General features: G+C 54.5%; 14 protein-coding genes. 5 read left to right on the top strand and 9 right to left on the bottom strand.

All coding sequences use genetic code 11. The annotated features are described in order from the left end of the window. The first annotated feature begins 98 nt into the window (after positions 1-98). Genes xseA through TALK_RS19365 form a run of 3 tightly spaced genes read left to right on the top strand, consistent with a single transcriptional unit; the run spans position 99 to position 4,242 of the window. On the top strand, positions 99-1,802 hold the full coding sequence (xseA, locus tag TALK_RS19355) for an exodeoxyribonuclease VII large subunit (RefSeq protein ID WP_085620802.1): 1,704 nt from the start codon (positions 99-101) through the stop codon (positions 1,800-1,802). Further along, entirely contained in the window at positions 1,802-2,665 is an 864-nt protein-coding gene (locus tag TALK_RS19360) for a M23 family metallopeptidase (RefSeq protein ID WP_085620803.1), read from the top strand. The genes xseA and TALK_RS19360 overlap by 1 nt, the downstream gene beginning before the upstream one ends. 29 nt (positions 2,666-2,694) lie before the next feature. Next, positions 2,695-4,242 carry a gamma-glutamyltransferase family protein gene (locus tag TALK_RS19365; RefSeq protein ID WP_085620804.1) on the top strand — a complete coding sequence of 516 codons (1,548 nt, stop codon included), beginning with the start codon at positions 2,695-2,697 and terminating at the stop codon, positions 4,240-4,242. A 92-nt stretch (positions 4,243-4,334) separates the two neighbouring features. Here the strand turns inward: TALK_RS19365 and TALK_RS19370 are convergent, their stop codons facing one another. From TALK_RS19370 to TALK_RS19400, 7 genes are all read right to left on the bottom strand, one after another. Further along, positions 4,335-4,823, bottom strand: coding sequence for a MarR family winged helix-turn-helix transcriptional regulator (locus TALK_RS19370; RefSeq protein WP_085620805.1), 489 nt, complete (start codon positions 4,821-4,823; stop codon positions 4,335-4,337). A gap of 96 nt (positions 4,824-4,919) precedes the next feature. Continuing rightward, positions 4,920-5,519, bottom strand: a complete 600-nt coding sequence (locus tag TALK_RS19375; RefSeq protein ID WP_085620806.1) for a hypothetical protein — start codon at positions 5,517-5,519, stop codon at positions 4,920-4,922. Between the two features lie 131 nt (positions 5,520-5,650). After that, on the bottom strand, positions 5,651-6,550 hold the full coding sequence (locus tag TALK_RS19380; RefSeq protein ID WP_085620807.1) for an LpxL/LpxP family acyltransferase: 900 nt from the start codon (positions 6,548-6,550) through the stop codon (positions 5,651-5,653). Beyond that, entirely contained in the window at positions 6,543-7,514 is a 972-nt protein-coding gene (lpxK, locus tag TALK_RS19385) for a tetraacyldisaccharide 4'-kinase (protein ID WP_085620808.1), read from the bottom strand. Before lpxK ends, TALK_RS19380 begins: the two co-directional genes overlap by 8 nt. After that, positions 7,501-8,790 (bottom strand): 3-deoxy-D-manno-octulosonic acid transferase, encoded by a 1,290-nt coding sequence (locus tag TALK_RS19390; RefSeq protein ID WP_085620809.1) that lies wholly within the window; start codon positions 8,788-8,790, stop codon positions 7,501-7,503. The genes lpxK and TALK_RS19390 overlap by 14 nt, the downstream gene beginning before the upstream one ends. Then, positions 8,787-9,518 (bottom strand): lysophospholipid acyltransferase family protein, encoded by a 732-nt coding sequence (locus TALK_RS19395; RefSeq protein ID WP_085620810.1) that lies wholly within the window; start codon positions 9,516-9,518, stop codon positions 8,787-8,789. The genes TALK_RS19390 and TALK_RS19395 overlap by 4 nt, the downstream gene beginning before the upstream one ends. 41 nt (positions 9,519-9,559) lie before the next feature. Continuing rightward, positions 9,560-11,317, bottom strand: coding sequence for an ABC transporter ATP-binding protein (locus TALK_RS19400; RefSeq protein WP_085620811.1), 1,758 nt, complete (start codon positions 11,315-11,317; stop codon positions 9,560-9,562). A gap of 254 nt (positions 11,318-11,571) precedes the next feature. On the opposite strand from TALK_RS19400, the gene TALK_RS19405 reads away from it, so the two are divergent. Continuing rightward, a complete protein-coding gene (locus tag TALK_RS19405; protein WP_085620812.1) occupies positions 11,572-12,402 on the top strand; it encodes a BUD32 family EKC/KEOPS complex subunit in 831 nt (276 codons plus the stop codon). A 77-nt stretch (positions 12,403-12,479) separates the two neighbouring features. Here TALK_RS19405 and TALK_RS19410 read toward each other — a convergent pair whose 3' ends face one another. Both TALK_RS19410 and TALK_RS19415 read right to left on the bottom strand, forming a co-directional pair. Beyond that, positions 12,480-13,589 (bottom strand): glycosyltransferase family 4 protein, encoded by a 1,110-nt coding sequence (locus tag TALK_RS19410; RefSeq protein ID WP_085620813.1) that lies wholly within the window; start codon positions 13,587-13,589, stop codon positions 12,480-12,482. Beyond that, the gene (locus TALK_RS19415; protein WP_085620814.1) at positions 13,586-14,503 is read right to left on the bottom strand and encodes a UDP-2,3-diacylglucosamine diphosphatase; all 918 of its coding nucleotides are present in this window, start codon (positions 14,501-14,503) and stop codon (positions 13,586-13,588) included. The genes TALK_RS19410 and TALK_RS19415 overlap by 4 nt, the downstream gene beginning before the upstream one ends. A gap of 217 nt (positions 14,504-14,720) precedes the next feature. Between TALK_RS19415 and TALK_RS19420 the strand changes: the two genes are divergently transcribed. After that, positions 14,721-15,680: a diacylglycerol/lipid kinase family protein gene (locus TALK_RS19420; RefSeq protein WP_085620815.1), complete on the top strand. Its 960-nt coding sequence runs from the start codon at positions 14,721-14,723 to the stop codon at positions 15,678-15,680. Positions 15,681-15,726 lie beyond the last annotated feature (46 nt).

Consider the following 15,726-nt stretch of genomic DNA (forward strand, 5'->3'; position numbering starts at 1 on the left):
ACTTGTCCGACTGCTTGATGGTCCAGCCGGGATGAACTAGGCTTGCTGTCATCCCGTGCCTGATAATTTAAGCGGGCTTTTAGCATAAAGTACCCTTGATGACGCAAGATTTGTTCGACCCGTTCGCCCCCGTGCCCGAAGCCTCGGAAAAACCCGGCAATATGCCGGAATTTTCGGTTTCCGATTTGTCCAATGCGCTTAAGCGCACGGTCGAGGATGCGTTTTCCTTTGTCCGGGTGCGCGGCGAAATTTCCGGTTTAAAACGCGCAGGCAGCGGTCATTTGTATTTGGCGCTGAAAGACGATCAGGCCGTGCTTGATGGTGTATGCTGGCGCGGGCAGGCGGCAAAACTTGGTCTGGCCCCCGAAGACGGCATGGAAGTTATCGTTACCGGGCGGATCACTACATTTCCCGGGCGATCAAAATACCAGATCGTGATCGAGACAATGGAGGTCGCAGGCGAAGGTGCGCTGCTGAAACTTCTGGAAGACCGCAAAAAGAAACTTGCCGCCGAGGGGCTTTTTGACCCGGACCGCAAAAAACCGATCCCGTTCCTGCCCGATGTCATCGGAATCATCACCTCGCCGACCGGGGCCGTGATCCGCGATATCATGCATCGTCTGCGCGAACGTTTTCCGCGCCGTGTCCTGTTATGGCCGGTGGTGGTTCAGGGCACCGGGGCCGCCGAACAGGTGGCCAATGCCGTGCGCGGCTTTAACGATCTTTTGCCCTATGGCAATATTCCGCGCCCGGATGTTTTGATCGTTGCACGTGGCGGCGGATCGCTTGAAGACCTTTGGGCCTTTAACGAAGAAATCATTGCCCGTGCGGTGGCGGAATCCGATATTCCGGTGATCTCGGCGGTGGGGCATGAAACCGATACCACCCTGATTGATTTTGTATCTGACCTGCGTGCGCCAACCCCGACCGGCGCGGCGGAAAAGGTCGTGCCGGTACGCATGGATTTGATCGCGCAGGTGAACGAAGACGGGCTCCGCCTGACCCAGGCGGTGCGTCGTCTCGGTGTTGAAAAACGAACCGCGCTTGAAAGTCTGGCACGGGGTCTTGGTGATCCGAAACGGATGCTCGAAGAACGCAGTCAGACCCTTGATAACTGGGCCGACCGGCTGCCACATGCGGCCAGCAGCGTCATGCAAAAGGCCCGTGCCCGCCTGAACGAAACCGCCGCACGGCTTGTTAGTCCGCGTGAACAGCTTTCGGAAAAACGCGGACGTCTGGAAAATGCCGGTTTGCGTCTGGATGGTGCGGTGAAATCCGCCATTCAGATGCAAAAGGCACGGCTTGATAGGGCCGCTGCGGGCTTGCGCCCGGCAAATGCCAAACGTGATATCGCGCGTGATCGTAAACAAATCGATGATCTTGGGCGGCGTATGACGGCGGCGGTTGGAAACGTCCTGACCCGCGAAACCGAAGGGCTGGTGCGCTATGACCGGCTGCTTGAAAGTTATTCCTATCGCAATGTGTTGAAACGCGGCTTTGCGGTTGTGCGCGGGGCCGATGATGGCCTGATTGGCACGGCGGGCGATTTGGTTGCCGGGCATAACTACATTTTGGAAATGCAGGATGGCCGGGCCGATGTGACCGCCGGTATATCAGCACCAAGTGTCGCTGGTCCGTCTGGAAGTCCAGCGCAAGATCAAAGTACTTCTGTTTCGTCTGACGCAGCGTCTGATGCGATTGCCACGGCCCCGCCAAAATCATCTGTCAAAACCAATCCTAAACCGGCGCGCAAAAAAGACCCGCGTCCAAAGGGTGATGACAGACAAGGGAGCCTTCTGTAATGCGTTTGGGATTAACCACGTTTTTGGCCGCAACCGGTTTAATGGCCTCGTCTCTCGGGGCTCTGGCGGCCGAGCCGAGCTATCAGGGCCAATTCGTTCAGGGCGGCATTGTCTTTGGTCAGGCTGATGCCGGGGCCAGCATCCTTCTTGATGGTAAGGCGATTGATACCATCAACCCGGATGGCGCCTTTATTCTTGGTTTTCCTCGTGATTACGAAGGTCCGGCAAAACTGATCTTGCACAATCCGGATGGCAGTGCCGAGGAATACGCCTATGACATCGGGGATCGCGAATTTGATATTCAGCGGATCGACGGCCTGCCGCCCAAAATGGTAACGCCGGATCCGGAAGTCATGGCGCGGATCAAGGATGATTCCCGACAGGCCCGCGAAGCCCGCGTTGAACGGTTTCCCCAGAAATTCTATGACCATGGTTTTATCTGGCCGGCTCTTGGCCGGATCAGTGGTGTTTACGGATCACAACGTATTCTAAACGGTCAACCGCGGTCCCCGCATTGGGGGGTTGATATTGCTGTTCCGACCGGGACGCCGGTTGTTGCCCCGGCAGATGGCATTGTCACGCTTGCCCATCCCGATATGTATTTTTCCGGGGCGACCCTGTTTATCGATCATGGTCTTGGCATGGTCTCGGCTTTTTTGCATCTGTCGGAAATTGACGTTAAAGTCGGCGATGTTGTGCATCAGGGCGATGTTATTGCCAAAGTCGGGGCAAGTGGCCGCGCAACCGGCCCGCATCTGGATTGGCGGATCAATGTCGGCGATGCGCGGGTCGATGCTGCCCTTTTGGTGCCGCCAATGGAAGACGCCGAAAAAGCCGCCAGTGTGATTAAGGCCAATAACTGACAATCGGGAAACAACAGGAAACGTTTGCGATGAAAAAGCACGGGGCCGTCGCCGCAGGACATGATGTTACCGCACGCGCGGCTGCGGATGTGCTGGGCGCGGGCGGGAATGCTTTTGATGCCGTGATTGCGGCGATGTGGGCGGCCTGTGTTGCCGAACCGGTTTTGGCATCATTGGGTGGTGGCGGTTTTGTCATGACCCGCCCGGCGGGAAAACCGCCGCAACTTTATGATTTCTTTGTTGAAACCCCGCTTGCCAAACGCCCGCGCGAAGAACTTGAATTTGAAAGTTGCATTGCAAGCTTTGCCGGGGGCGTCACCCAGGAATTTCACGGCGGATATGGTTCGGTTGCGACACCGGGCGTTGTCGCCGGGATGTTCAAACTTCATGACGATCTTGGCACGTTGCCGATGGCGACCCTTGGCGAACCGGCCCTTGTTGCGGCGCGTGGTGGCATCGAACTGAATGCGTTTCAACGCTATGTGATGGGGATCGTGACACCGCTTTTAGCCTTTTCCGCCGATAGCCGTTTGGTCTTTGGCAAACCCGGCCATCAGGACGCAGATGGATTTGACTTGCTGGACGAGGGGGATCTGCACCACCAACCCGATCTGGCTGACAGTATCGACTATTTGCTGCGGACTGGGGCGGATGGATTTTATCACGGTGATCTTGGCCATGCGCTTGTTACTGAATGCCGGGAATATGGTGGCTATCTGAGCGGCCGGGACCTGGCTGATTATCGTGTGCTGCTGCGTGATCCGATCTTGATTGCCGGGCGCAAGGGCCGGTTTGTTTTAAATCCACCACCGGCATCGGGCGGGGTTTTGGTCGGATTTGGCCTTAAACTGGCACGTGATGTTGAATTGGGCGCATTCGGATCATTGCGCCATCTTGAAGCTATTTCACGTATTCTGCATGCGACCGGCCTTGTACGTAGTGAATATGGTGCCAGCCCGACAATCCTTGCCGACGAGTTTTGTGAATCTTATCGAACCATGATTGGTGAACGTCCGCTCAGCCAAAATGGTACCACCCATATTTCGGTGGTTGATGGGGATGGCAATCTGGCATCCGCGACCTTGTCAAACGGATCAAGTTCCGGGCGGATGGTGCCGGGAACCGGGATCATGTTGAATAATATGCTGGGCGAAGCTGATTTGTCCCCTGATGGTTTTCATCACTGGCCCTGCGGGGTTCGCATGACATCAATGATGACACCAGCCCTTTATCTGGCGATGAATGGGGATGCGATTGCGCTGGGGTCTGGCGGGTCAAACCGCATCCGATCGACCATGATGCAGGTGATGCTTAATATTGATGCTTTTGACATGACCCTGCATGGGGCAGTGGCGGCGCCGCGTCTGCATGTCGAAGACGATCTTCTATCGGTTGAACCGGGCTTTGATGCCGCGTTGCTTGATGGGCTGGGTCTTGAAGACCAGCATCGTTGGGACGCCGAGGACATGTTTTTTGGCGGGGTTCATGCCGCCAAGGTCAGTGCCGATGGACAAAAATTCAGTGCTGTCGGCGACGCCCGGCGCAATGGCCATCAGATCGTGATTGCCCCAGATTGATTTCGCCTCTGGCGCCAGTAGCTGGAGCTTTCTGCCTCTGATATCTGCTGCCTTCTGCAGCCCGTTGGGCGGTACAGGGTAGGTATCGGTGCTTATTGACGCGGAATTTCATCGGCCGCCCGCACATCAAGCAACGGGGCAGCATCGATGTTTTCGGCATTCATCATGGTTGCGACACGTTGCATGGATGACAAAAGCTGTGTCTTTTCCCAATTGGGCAGGGCATCGAACTGCGAAATGAATTCTTCATGCAACATGGTTGGCGCCGCCCGAAGGATTTCGCGACCGGTATCGGTCAGAACGGTATTAACCACGCGCTTGTCGGTTGTGCTGCGTCGTCGTTCGGCCAGATTGCGCTGTTCCAGTCGGTTCAGGATTGTTGTGACGGTCGCCTGACTAAGCGATACATGGTTGGAAATCCGACGGACGGTGACGTTCTGTAATTCATCAATGGCGCGTAAAACCATGACTTGCGGGATGGTCAGTCCGCACACCTTCATCATCCGTTTGGAATGAAGATCTGTGGCGCGGATGATCTGGCGCAGGGCGACCAGAATGTCCTGCCAATAGGCCTGTGTCATGGCGCTTTCCTTGGATGATATTTCCAAAGTCATTCGGTAACGGGCTTTGCGTGGTTTATCAATGTTATTTGTCTTGGGACAAAGTTCTGTTTCGGATCAATTGGCGCGAACCCGGCGCAAAAGCAAAAATATCAGCGCAAAGATAAATATCAGCGCAACGGCAACAGCCCCGATCAACATTGCCTGTTTCAGGCGTAAATTATATTCCTGTTTGCGTTCGACATAGACAATAACCTGGCGGCGCAGCTGATCCATTTCCGGGGTGATGTCAAAACTTGTCCGATAAAGTTTGGCACCGGCGCGTGACAGCAGATCGTTGATCTTGTTCAGGCGCTCATTGAACATGGCAAACCGTTCTTCGGTTGCGGCCAGTTCGTCCATCGGGTTGTCGTCAGCCTTGTTGTTGCGCACAATCGACAATGCGGGTTGTGCCAGATCGCCATAATCTTCCCGCATGCAATCAGACAGCGACTTCTTGTCGATATTACCACCGCATTCAATCGGCCGGTCGCCAAACTGTTCAAGCGCATCGCTAAGATATGCCTGCAATTGCTGATCAAGTTCGGCAATTTGCACGCGAACTTGTTTTGAAATTTTTTCGATCTTGCCGGTGTCCCCTTCCAGCGCAAATGATGGCCAGACAGCAAACAGCGATGCGGCGATGATGGCGAAAACGGGGACGAAGAAGCGCAGCAAAAGGTTGTTCCCTGCAGAAGATGGCGGTCACGACGGCAATTGTATTCACAATCACACTGGAAATCATATTGTCCCATCAGTCTGGGGCAAGGTCGTTCCAATTCAGTTAACGCCAGGGAGCTAAATGATGATCAGCTCGGCCAGCGTTTATGCAGCCACAACCATTGTGCCGGACGTTCGCGGATCCAGCTTTCCATGATCGCGTTGACCTCGGTCATAACGCGCAGGTTATCTGCCTTGGGATCATCGGTTTTCGTGATGTTCAGATCGGGGTAAAACGTCATGCGGAAATGCGCACCGTCAAGCCGTTCAATCCGTACTGGAATGACCGGGCATTCGTAACGCAAGGCAAATTGTGCCAATGCCGGTGCGGTCATCGCATCCCGGCCAAAAAATGGTACTGCAATCCCGTTGTTAAGTTTCTGATCAACCAGCATGGCTGCATGGCCACCCTTTTTCAAAAAGGCCGCGTATTTGCGCGCTCCCGGCGCTCCTTTGGGGACCAATTCACCGCGAAATCCCTTGCGGACGCTTTTGAAAAGCCTGTCGACCCACGGGTTATCCGGCGCGCGATAGATGGTCATCATATCAAGATCAAGCGCGTCACTGATTTTGGTCGAAACTTCCCAATTGCCCATATGCCCGGTGAAAAACAATCCCGGTTTGTCGTCATCCTTGGTCGCAAGGCCATTTTCAAGGCCGACAACCTCAAGCCGCGGAGTGCCGCATTTCAAATAGGGGAGATGCGGGATTTCAGCCACACTGCGGCCAAGATTTTCCCACATATCGGTAATGATGGCTTCGATTTCTTCCGGTGATTTTTCCGGAAATGCCTTGATCAGGTTATTGCGCGCTTTTTTGGTCTGGCCAATCTTGGGCCCGATTTTGCGCAGCAGCCAGCCGCCGATGGCGGATGCCAGATCAATCGGCAGAACCCGGAAAACGCCAAACAGAAAATAAGCCCCGATCCCCTGCATCGGATGGGAAAGGTATTTCTGGCGTGCCTTGTAAAATGTGTTGCGTTCAGCCATCGGATAATACTGCACTCACTATGTTTACAAGCTGTTCCGGGGCGTCGAATTCCAACCGGATACCAAGCGCGCTTATGCCGTCGCGCTCGGCACTTGGCAAACGCATCAGGTCCTTTTCTGTGGTGACAAGGTCCGCATCTTGTGATGTTGCCTTGTGTCGAAGGGCCGCAAGCTCGTCCTTGTGAAAGACATGATGGTCGGCAAAATCGACTGTTTCAACGATGTTGGCCTCAACCGCGCGCAAGCTGTCATAAAATTTGGCCGGGCGGCCGATCCCGGCAAATGCCACAACCCGGCGTCCGGTAAAGGCCGGGCCATTACGGGCAACAACACGGGCGCGTAAAATCGGTACTGATGCGGGGAGGGTATCTAAAAATGCCGGATTGCCGTCGCCAATCAAAATGATCGCCCGGATTTTTGCCAATCCCTGTTCCAGTGTTTCGCGCATTGGCCCCGCCGGAATGACCCGGCCATTGCCAATGCCAAAACCGCTATCGATTACGGCAAAGCTGCAATCCTTGATCACCGACGGGTTTTGCAATCCGTCATCCAAAATGATTGCCTGCGCCCCGGCGTTACAGGCGGCCTCGGCCCCGATACCGCGATCGCGTGAAATCCATGCCGGACCGCTTTGCGCCAGCAATAATGGCTCGTCCCCAACATCGCTTGCGGTATCCTTGGTTGGATCAACCTGGTGGGGGCCTGCCAATTTGCCGCCATAACCGCGGCTCAGGAAATGGGCTTCAACGCCAAGGTCGCGCAAGGTCTGATAAAGAGCCTGTGCGGTTGGCGTTTTCCCAGCCCCGCCGATGGTGAAATTCCCGACACAGAACACCTTGCATCCCGGATGGCGCATGGTGGTTGTCATGGCACGAATGCCTGCCCCGGCACGCCAAAGCCATGATAAGGGGGAGAGGGCGCGCGCCATCATCGCGTCAGTCTGCCAGAAATCAGGCGCGCGCATTGGCGGCCTCCTTGTCGAGCAATACCGTGATGGCATCAAGTGTCCGGTCAAGGACTTCGGCCTTGGAATTGGCATAGGTCCGGGCGGCTTTGGCCAGTTCCGCCGTGGTTGCGGGCTGTGCCAAAAGTGAACTGACCTGACGTGCCAGATCGTCAATATCGCTAACCGGACGGCAGGCATGGGCGGCTAACATTTCGCGGCTGATGTCGGCGAAATTGCTCATATCCGGGCCATGCAGGATGGCGCATCCAAGCCGGGCCGGTTCCAGCGGGTTTTGTCCGCCACCCGATGCGCAAAGCGATTTGCCAATCAGGCAGATCGGCGACAGGCGGTAATAAAGCCCCATCTCGCCCATCGTATCGCCCAGATAGACATCGATGTCATCGGTGATTTTTTGTCCCAGACTGCGGCGCGCGATGCGTAATCCCGTTGATGCGAGTTCTTCTGCGATTGCGTCGGCGCGATTAGGATGGCGCGGGACAATAATCGTCAAAAGGTTCTTGTGTTGCAGGCCAAGCGCCTGATGAACCTGTGCACAGGCCATTTCTTCGCCGTCAAATGTGCTGGCGCCAAGCCATACCGGGCGATTTGCAATCTGTTGCAAAAGTTCGTTCAAGGCATCGGGGTCAACCGGTAACGGCGGGGCGGCGAATTTCAGATTGCCAACCGCACGGACATTGCCCGCACCAAGCGCGACAAACCGGTCGGTTTCTTCGCTGCCCTGCGTCAGGATCAGGTCAAAAGCGGCAATCACCGGTTTGATAAAGGACGGAAACCGCAAATAGCTTTTGAAACTGCGTGACGAAATCCGGCCATTGACCAGTGCTAGCCGCGTACCGGCCTTTTTTGCCTTGGTCAGGATGTTGGGCCAGAAATCGCTTTCAAGCCAAAGCGCCACATCGGGTTTCCAGTGATGCAAAAACCGCGCGACACAGACTTGGCGGTCAATCGGGATGAATTGGTGGATCACGCCCTTGGGCAGGCGTTGATGCATCATGGTGGCCGAGGTGACCGTACCGGTCGTCACCAGAATGGATATATCGGGAAACCGTTTGCGGATTTCATCAATCACCGGCAAGGCCGAAAGTGATTCGCCAACACTTGCCCCATGAATCCAGACAAGCTTGCCGTTCGGGCGTAATGCACTTGGATGGCCAAATCGTTCCCCAATGCGCCCGGCATCTTCTTTGCCGCGTTTCTTGCGGCGTAGAAGATACAAACCAAGGACTGGACCCAGAAGCCGTGTCGCCACGCGATAAGCGTAAAACAGGCTCATGCCTTGCGATCCTCTGGCGGCCGTTCTGACCGTTTAAGTTTCGGTCCTTCATCCGCACCTGCCGGTTCAATTACGGGCAGGCCAAGGCTTCGGTCTGTGTCTTGGGTCAGTTGCGTCAGGGCCGTTTCGACTTCAAGGCGTTTGGCCTCAATCCCGGCATCATCAAGATCGCGGTCAACGAAAACCGGTTCGCCCCAGTGAAAGGTTCCACGGGAAAATGGCAACCCCAGAACAAACAGATCCCAACTGTTAAAAATCTTGCGGCGTGATGATGAATAGGTCAGCGGCAGGATAGGGACTTCGGCAAGGCGCGCAGCCTGGACAATGCCGTCGGTGGCCCGCATGCGTGGTCCGCGCGGGCCATCCGGGGTAATGCCGATGGTTTTGCCAGCTTTCAGGGTTCTCAGGATGGCGCGCAATGCCGCAGCCCCTCCTTTGCCCTTGCCGGTCGACCCGGCAATGGTTTCGATATCAAAATGCGAAATGGTTCGCGAAATGATCTGACCATCGCGATGCGATGAAATCAGCATTCGAAACGGGATATCCCCCACCGTTGATCGCCATGCATAGGGCATCATCAACAGGCGCTGATGCCAAAAGGCGACGATAAAGGGTTTGCCATCCTTGATCAGCTGGCGCGGGACATCGCTCCCTTTGACCTGCCAGCGGCCAGACGCATGCACCAGACGCATGTAATTAGCTGCCAGCCAGCACAGGCTGGCGCGCATTTGATCGCTTTTGAGTATCCGTTTATACCAGCGCAAATCGGTCAGTCTCGGACTGCTGTTGTATCCGTTATCGTCGATGCTTCATCGGCGAATTGCAAATTATACAGGTTGGCGTAAGCCCCGCCAAGGGCCAGCAATTCGTCGTGTCTTCCCTGTTCGGAAAGGCGACCATTCTGAATGACGCAAATCTTGTCCGCATCGATAATCGTCGAAAGACGATGGGCAATCACAAGGGTTGTGCGGCCTTTCATCAATTCGGTCAGAGCGCCCTGAATGTGGCGTTCTGATTCCGTATCCAGTGCTGAGGTTGCTTCGTCCAGCAACAGGATCGGTGCATTTTTTAACATCGCACGCGCAATCGCAATACGCTGGCGCTGACCACCTGAAAGCTTGACCCCATGTTCGCCAACAATGGTGTCATAGCCGTTTTCAAGTTGCAGGATAAAATCATGGGCGGCGGCATGACGCGCCGCATCCTCGATTTCTGCATCTGTTGCCCCGAATCGGCCATAGGCAATGTTGGAGCGCACAGTGTCGTCAAACAGGGTGATTTCCTGACTGACCAATGCGGTCGCCTTGCGCAGGCTTTCCATTGTGACATTGCGAATGTCCTGACCATCAATCGTGATCGCACCGGCACTGATATCGTAAAAGCGCGGGATCAGGTTCAGGATGGTCGACTTGCCCGCACCTGATGGACCGACAAGGGCAACAGTCTGGCCAGCTTCGATGTCAAGGTTGACAGCGCGCAGGGCCGTGATTTCCTCGTTATAAGAAAATGCGACATTTTCAAAACGGATCGCACCGCCCTTTATCTCAAGTTCGGTGGCGTCATCTGCGTCCCGAATTTCAGGTTCGATATCCAGAACCATGAAGACGCGTTGCGATGCCGCAAGGCCTGCCTGCAAGTTGATGTTGATATTCGCAAGGCGTTTGACCGGCTCATAGGCAAGGAGAAGAGCGGTAATAAACGAAAAGAAGCTCCCCGGATCACTTGCCCCATCGATCACCCGGCTACCGCCATAGATGATAATGGTCGTAATTGCGGCTCCGCCCAGTGTTTCCATGATCGGGGATGACCGGGCACTTACTTTTTGTGCTTTGAAGCTGAGATCAAAAACAGTCTCGACAAGCTTTTCCATCCGCGAACATTCATAGGGCTCCATGCCATAGGCTTTGACATGGCGGACACCTTGGAAGGTCTGTTCCAGAAGGGTTGCAAATTCACCAATCTGTTGTTGGGTATTCGCAGACACCTTGCGCATGCGTTTGCCCAGACGTGCGATTGGCAGGATCGCGGCCGGGAATACCGTGAAGGCAATGATCGCCAATTGCCAATCCTGATAGAACATGACACCGATCAGGACGATCGCGGTTAGAAAGTCCTTGCCAAAGCCCGTCAGGGATACTGAAACGGCGGCACGCATGGCGCTGATATCGCTGGTAAAGCGCGTGATCAGCTTGCCGGTGTTTGTGTTGTGGAAAAAGCCAATATCAAGACGGATGACATGCTCATAAAGCTTGTTCTGAATATCGGCTAAAATTCGACCGCCAACATAGCTCATCAAAACGGATTGCCCGTAGTTCGCAAAGCCTTTCACGGCAAAAGCCGCAAGAACGGCCATGCCAACAGGTACGAGCATCGCCGGATTTTTTTTGACAAAGACCTCGTTTATCACCGGATCCATCAAATAGGCATAGCCGCCGGTTGCTGCGGCCATAAGTGCCATGCAAATCAGGGCGAGAACAATCTTGCCAAAATAGGGTGCGACCGCATCTTGCACGATGCGCTTGACCATAGGCCAAGTGGCCCAATGTTCTGTCGTGTGGTCTAGAGAATTTTTTGGCAACGAATTCTTCCCGGTCGTGCGGCGTCATTTCCAATTGTATCAGATTGATACTATCTATATGGATGACGCCATGAATGTCTTGAACGTTCCGGGCTGTTGCTAGCATGCCCGGGCATGAGCGGCAAGCCGCAGCAAGGTTATATCCAATACTAATAGGGTCTGCTGCAAAGTAGACCTCGAAAAACGACATATAAGATAAAAAAATGACAGAGCAACTGCACAAGCTCGTAGAGCAGACGATTGCACAAGGTGTCGGTGCGCGGGTCTTTCCGTTGCGCTGGTCGGATCGTCGCATCTGGATCAAACAAGCCGTGCCTCCCAAGGCAAAGGGATGGCATCGCCTGCAACGCCTTGCTGCGACGCTGACCGGTGTTGCGTTGTTGCGTCCAACCGTATCACCCGGTGGTGAAAAAGGGTTGTTCAACGAAGCCAAAGCCCTGTGTCGCTTCAAGCGTGCCGGAATTCTGGTTCCTGATCTGGTGGCGGAAACAGATCATTGGATTGCGACGGGTGATAATGGTGCCATCCTGCAAACCGTAATCGAAGATGCGGTTAAGGCGGGGGATGAAAACCGTGTCGCGCAATTGGTTGGTATGGCCGGTCTTGCGCTGGCATCGCTTCACAAGGCGGGGTTTGCCCATGGCGCGCCGCTTTTGCGCAACATGACCATTCGCGACGACGAAATGATCGGTTTCATCGATTTCGAAGAAGATCCCCAAGATTTGATGCCCTTGCCCGATGCGCAGGCCCGTGACGTCTTGCTGTTTTTGTTTTCCATTCAGCGCGGTTTTAAGCGTCGTCCTGATTTGTTGCGGTCCGGCTGGGCGACCTATCTGGATGCAGCGGGCAGTGACGCACCGCAATTGCCCCCCTTGACGCATATTGTCGGGATCATTCGTCCGATATATATCCTGCTGTCCCCATTTCGCCGCTGGCTGGGAACGGATGCGATCAATGCGATGCTGGCCTATCGCACCCTTCGCCGCAGTCTGCGGCGGGGTACCCCGCCAATTGCGGCCCGGGCCACAGACTAGAAGCAGGCTCGGGGCCTGATCCTAGGTTCTGTCCCCGGGCGTGATCTTGGTTCGGCTTTCGGGTTCTTTCGCCCGTTTTATTCCGCGGGTTGTTTAATCGACAGCGAAAGTGCCGGTTCAGGCGCATTGTGCGGGGCTACGACGGTATCAACGGCCATGCGTTTTACCGCAATCCCGTCAAATCCACCGGAAAATGGTGCAAGATTGTGAAGAAACTGTGCGGCCGAGTTGCGCCAGCTATATTGCTCGGCCAAGGCACGTGCATCCTTGCTGTCAAGTTCAAGGGCCGCAAGGGCGGCTTCGCGAAGGTCGGCATCAATGGCGCCAGCCTTTGTTCCCCGGACAATATCAGCCGGTCCCTGAACCGGGAAGACCGCAACCGGGGTGCCCGATGCCAAGGCTTCAAGGATAACAAGGCCAAAGGTGTCGGTCTTGCTGGGGAAGACGAAAACATCGGCCGATGCAAAGGCAATGGCAAGGTCTTCGCCGATCTTTTTGCCAAGGAATTGCGCATTGGGATATTTTGACCGCAAGTCTGCCAATTGGGGGCCGTCGCCGACGACAAATTTTGTCCCCGGCAAATCAAGGTCAAGGAAGTGGCCGATATTCTTTTCCACCGCCACCCGTCCGACAAACAGCCAATGCGGTTTGGGAAAGTCGCCAAAGCTGGCATCCGGGCGTGGCCGGAACAAGTCAAGATCGACCCCGCGGGACCAGATATGAAGATTGTTAAACCCGCGTTCCCCCAATTCATCCCGCAGGGTTTCCGTCGCCACCATGACCGATTGTGACTTGCCATGGAACCGGCGCATGCCGCGATATGAAATTGATAGCGGCAATTTGGTGCGGGCATAAAGATATTCGGGGAACCGCGTGTGATAGGCCGTTGAAAATGGCAGGTCGCGTTTCAGGCAATATTTGCGTGCGGCTTGTCCCAGCGGGCCTTCGGTCGAAATATGGATTGCCACCGGTTGCAGGGCGTCAATCATGCGGGCCAATTTGCGTTTGGCAAAAAGCGCCAGCCGGATTTCCGGATAGGTCGGGCAGGGAATGGTCGTAAACTGGTCGGGCGAAATAACGTGAACATCGTGGCCCATCTCGTCCAATTCATTGCGGACGGTTTCAAGGGTACGCACAACGCCGTTGACCTGGGGGGACCAGGCATCTGTTACGATCAAAATTCTCATGCGGTCTTTCCAATCGGCGTGCCATTGCCCTTTTTCGAGCTTTGGGACGCGGCACCGGTACTTTCCCCGGTAATCCGGAACAGTGACATCAATTTGCCCAGCCCAAGTGACGGGCTGCTGGCTGCATCGCGGCCGGGTTGGGAATGGGTCATTGCCATCTGGCGCATTTCGGCCCAGTAAAGCAGTTCAAGTTTGCCGTTTTTGTCTTCGACAAGGGCCGTACAACTTTCGACCCAGTCACCATCATTGCAATACAGCACATCGCCAATCATGCGCTTTTCAGCATGATGGATATGGCCGCAAACAACACCGTCTACTTTGCGTTTGGCGGCTTCGTGGGCGACGGCGGTTTCGAAATTGCAAACAAACTGAACCGCGTTCTTGACCCGGTTTTTAAGATAGGCCGATAACGACCAGTACCCGTAACCAAGTTTGCGGCGGATGCCGTTGTAATATCGGTTAAGCGCAATCGCCAGGTTATAGGCCGTGTCCCCAAGATAGGCCAACCACTTGGCATATTTGACAACACCGTCAAATTCATCACCATGAATGATCAGTAATTTCTTGCCATCGGCTGTTTCGTGGATGTCATTCATCTTGACGTCGATATGGCCAAAGGTCATATCGACAAATTCACGGGCGAATTCATCATGGTTGCCGGGGACAAAAATAACCTTTGCACCATTTTTGGCCTTGTCCATGATTGTGGTGATTACGGCGTGGTGGCTTTCAGGCCAGTACCAGCTTTTCTTAAGCCGCCAGCCGTCAATGATATCGCCGACCAGATAATAGGTATCCGCCGTTACTTCATTGAGGAAATCCAAAAGAAGATCTGCCTGACATCCACGCGTACCGAGATGGACGTCCGAAATCCAGACCGTGCGGTAATGCGGTTTCAGCATCATCGCTGTCATCGCCGCTCCTCCGTATCCTGCCAAAATAATGGCTGGAATCCGACAGTCTTACATGCCGGATACTGTCCCCAACCAGTAATGTTGTAAAACAAACGGCGGTAATAGATAACCCGTTCATATAAATTTATCGGTTCTGTAAATATACTGTTACATATTTCATTTTTTATAAAGGGAACACGAAATTAATGTTTCATTTTTATTTCGGAAGTTCTTCATAATGACCCATGCCGGGGTAACCGTCATTTTCAATCCGCGTGCTGGCGGGAACAAACAGCGTTTCCTGTCAAGCATCCTGCAAAAGGCCGGGGTCAAGGTTGAATTGCTGCAAACAACCCATCCGGGGCATGCCCGCGAACTGGCGCGCAAGGTCCGTGCGCATCAACGTTTGTTCGTGGCCGGCGGGGACGGATCCCTGAACGAGGCCCTGAACGGATTGCTTGATGCCCAGATCGAAGGCCACGAAGTCCCGCCGCTTGGCATTATTCCGCTGGGAACAGCCAATGTTCTGGCGGTCGAGGTTGGGCTTGATATCCGGGCCCAGGCGATTGCCGATTACATCAATAACCCCGGTCAGGTCTGGGTGCGTCCCGGTCTGGTGAATGGTCGGGCGTTCTTTTTGATGGTTGGCATGGGGGCCGATGCGGACACGGTTGCAAATGTGTCGCTAAAGCTTAAAAAACTGATCGGCAAAGGGGCTTATGTCCTTGAAGGAATTCGTAATATTATCTTCCCGCGCCATCGTGATTTCGAAGTCAGTATCGGCCGCGAACAATATCGCGTTGCCGGTGTCGTTGCGACCCATGCCAAACATTATGGCGGGGCGTTTGTGATTTCACCCGATGCCAGCCTGACAGATAATACGCTTGATGTTGTCTTGATGCCCGGCAGCGGCTTTATGGCATTGGCGCGTTATGGCATCGCCCTGACCCTTAATCGCCTGCATGATCAGACCGATGTCTCTGTGGTAAAGGCGGAACGCCTGACAATCACCAGTCATTGTGGCCCGGCCCCGTTGCAGATTGACGGCGAAAGTGCCGGAAAACTGCCGTGTGAAATCAGTTTGTCACCCTATCCGGTACGGCTGATGGTGCCACAGGCATATGCCAACCTGAGTAATGTCGCCAAAGACCATCAGGACATACCGGATCGCCCGATACTGCAAATTGCTGCGGACTAGGTATTTGGGGTTAATTCCTAGGTGTTGTTTACATTCATTGACAACA

Source organism: Thalassospira alkalitolerans, from assembly GCF_002115745.1.
Classification (GTDB): Bacteria; Pseudomonadota; Alphaproteobacteria; order Rhodospirillales; family Thalassospiraceae; genus Thalassospira; species Thalassospira alkalitolerans.

Excerpts from the sequence above, each read along its gene's own strand:
- TALK_RS19395 (WP_085620810.1), bottom strand. The coding sequence starts at position 9,518 with ATGCGCGCCAGCCTGTGCTGGCTGGCAGCTAATTACATGCGTCTGGTG.
- TALK_RS19400 (WP_085620811.1), bottom strand. The coding sequence starts at position 11,317 with ATGGTCAAGCGCATCGTGCAAGATGCGGTCGCACCCTATTTTGGCAAG.
- TALK_RS19420 (WP_085620815.1), top strand. The coding sequence starts at position 14,721 with ATGACCCATGCCGGGGTAACCGTCATTTTCAATCCGCGTGCTGGCGGG.
- TALK_RS19370 (WP_085620805.1), bottom strand. The coding sequence starts at position 4,823 with ATGACACAGGCCTATTGGCAGGACATTCTGGTCGCCCTGCGCCAGATC.
- TALK_RS19365 (WP_085620804.1), top strand. The coding sequence starts at position 2,695 with ATGAAAAAGCACGGGGCCGTCGCCGCAGGACATGATGTTACCGCACGC.
- TALK_RS19415 (WP_085620814.1), bottom strand. The coding sequence starts at position 14,503 with ATGACAGCGATGATGCTGAAACCGCATTACCGCACGGTCTGGATTTCG.
- TALK_RS19390 (WP_085620809.1), bottom strand. The coding sequence starts at position 8,790 with ATGAGCCTGTTTTACGCTTATCGCGTGGCGACACGGCTTCTGGGTCCA.
- TALK_RS19380 (WP_085620807.1), bottom strand. The coding sequence starts at position 6,550 with ATGGCTGAACGCAACACATTTTACAAGGCACGCCAGAAATACCTTTCC.
- TALK_RS19360 (WP_085620803.1), top strand. The coding sequence starts at position 1,802 with ATGCGTTTGGGATTAACCACGTTTTTGGCCGCAACCGGTTTAATGGCC.
- xseA (WP_085620802.1), top strand. The coding sequence starts at position 99 with ATGACGCAAGATTTGTTCGACCCGTTCGCCCCCGTGCCCGAAGCCTCG.
- TALK_RS19410 (WP_085620813.1), bottom strand. The coding sequence starts at position 13,589 with ATGAGAATTTTGATCGTAACAGATGCCTGGTCCCCCCAGGTCAACGGC.
- TALK_RS19405 (WP_085620812.1), top strand. The coding sequence starts at position 11,572 with ATGACAGAGCAACTGCACAAGCTCGTAGAGCAGACGATTGCACAAGGT.
- lpxK (WP_085620808.1), bottom strand. The coding sequence starts at position 7,514 with ATGCGCGCGCCTGATTTCTGGCAGACTGACGCGATGATGGCGCGCGCC.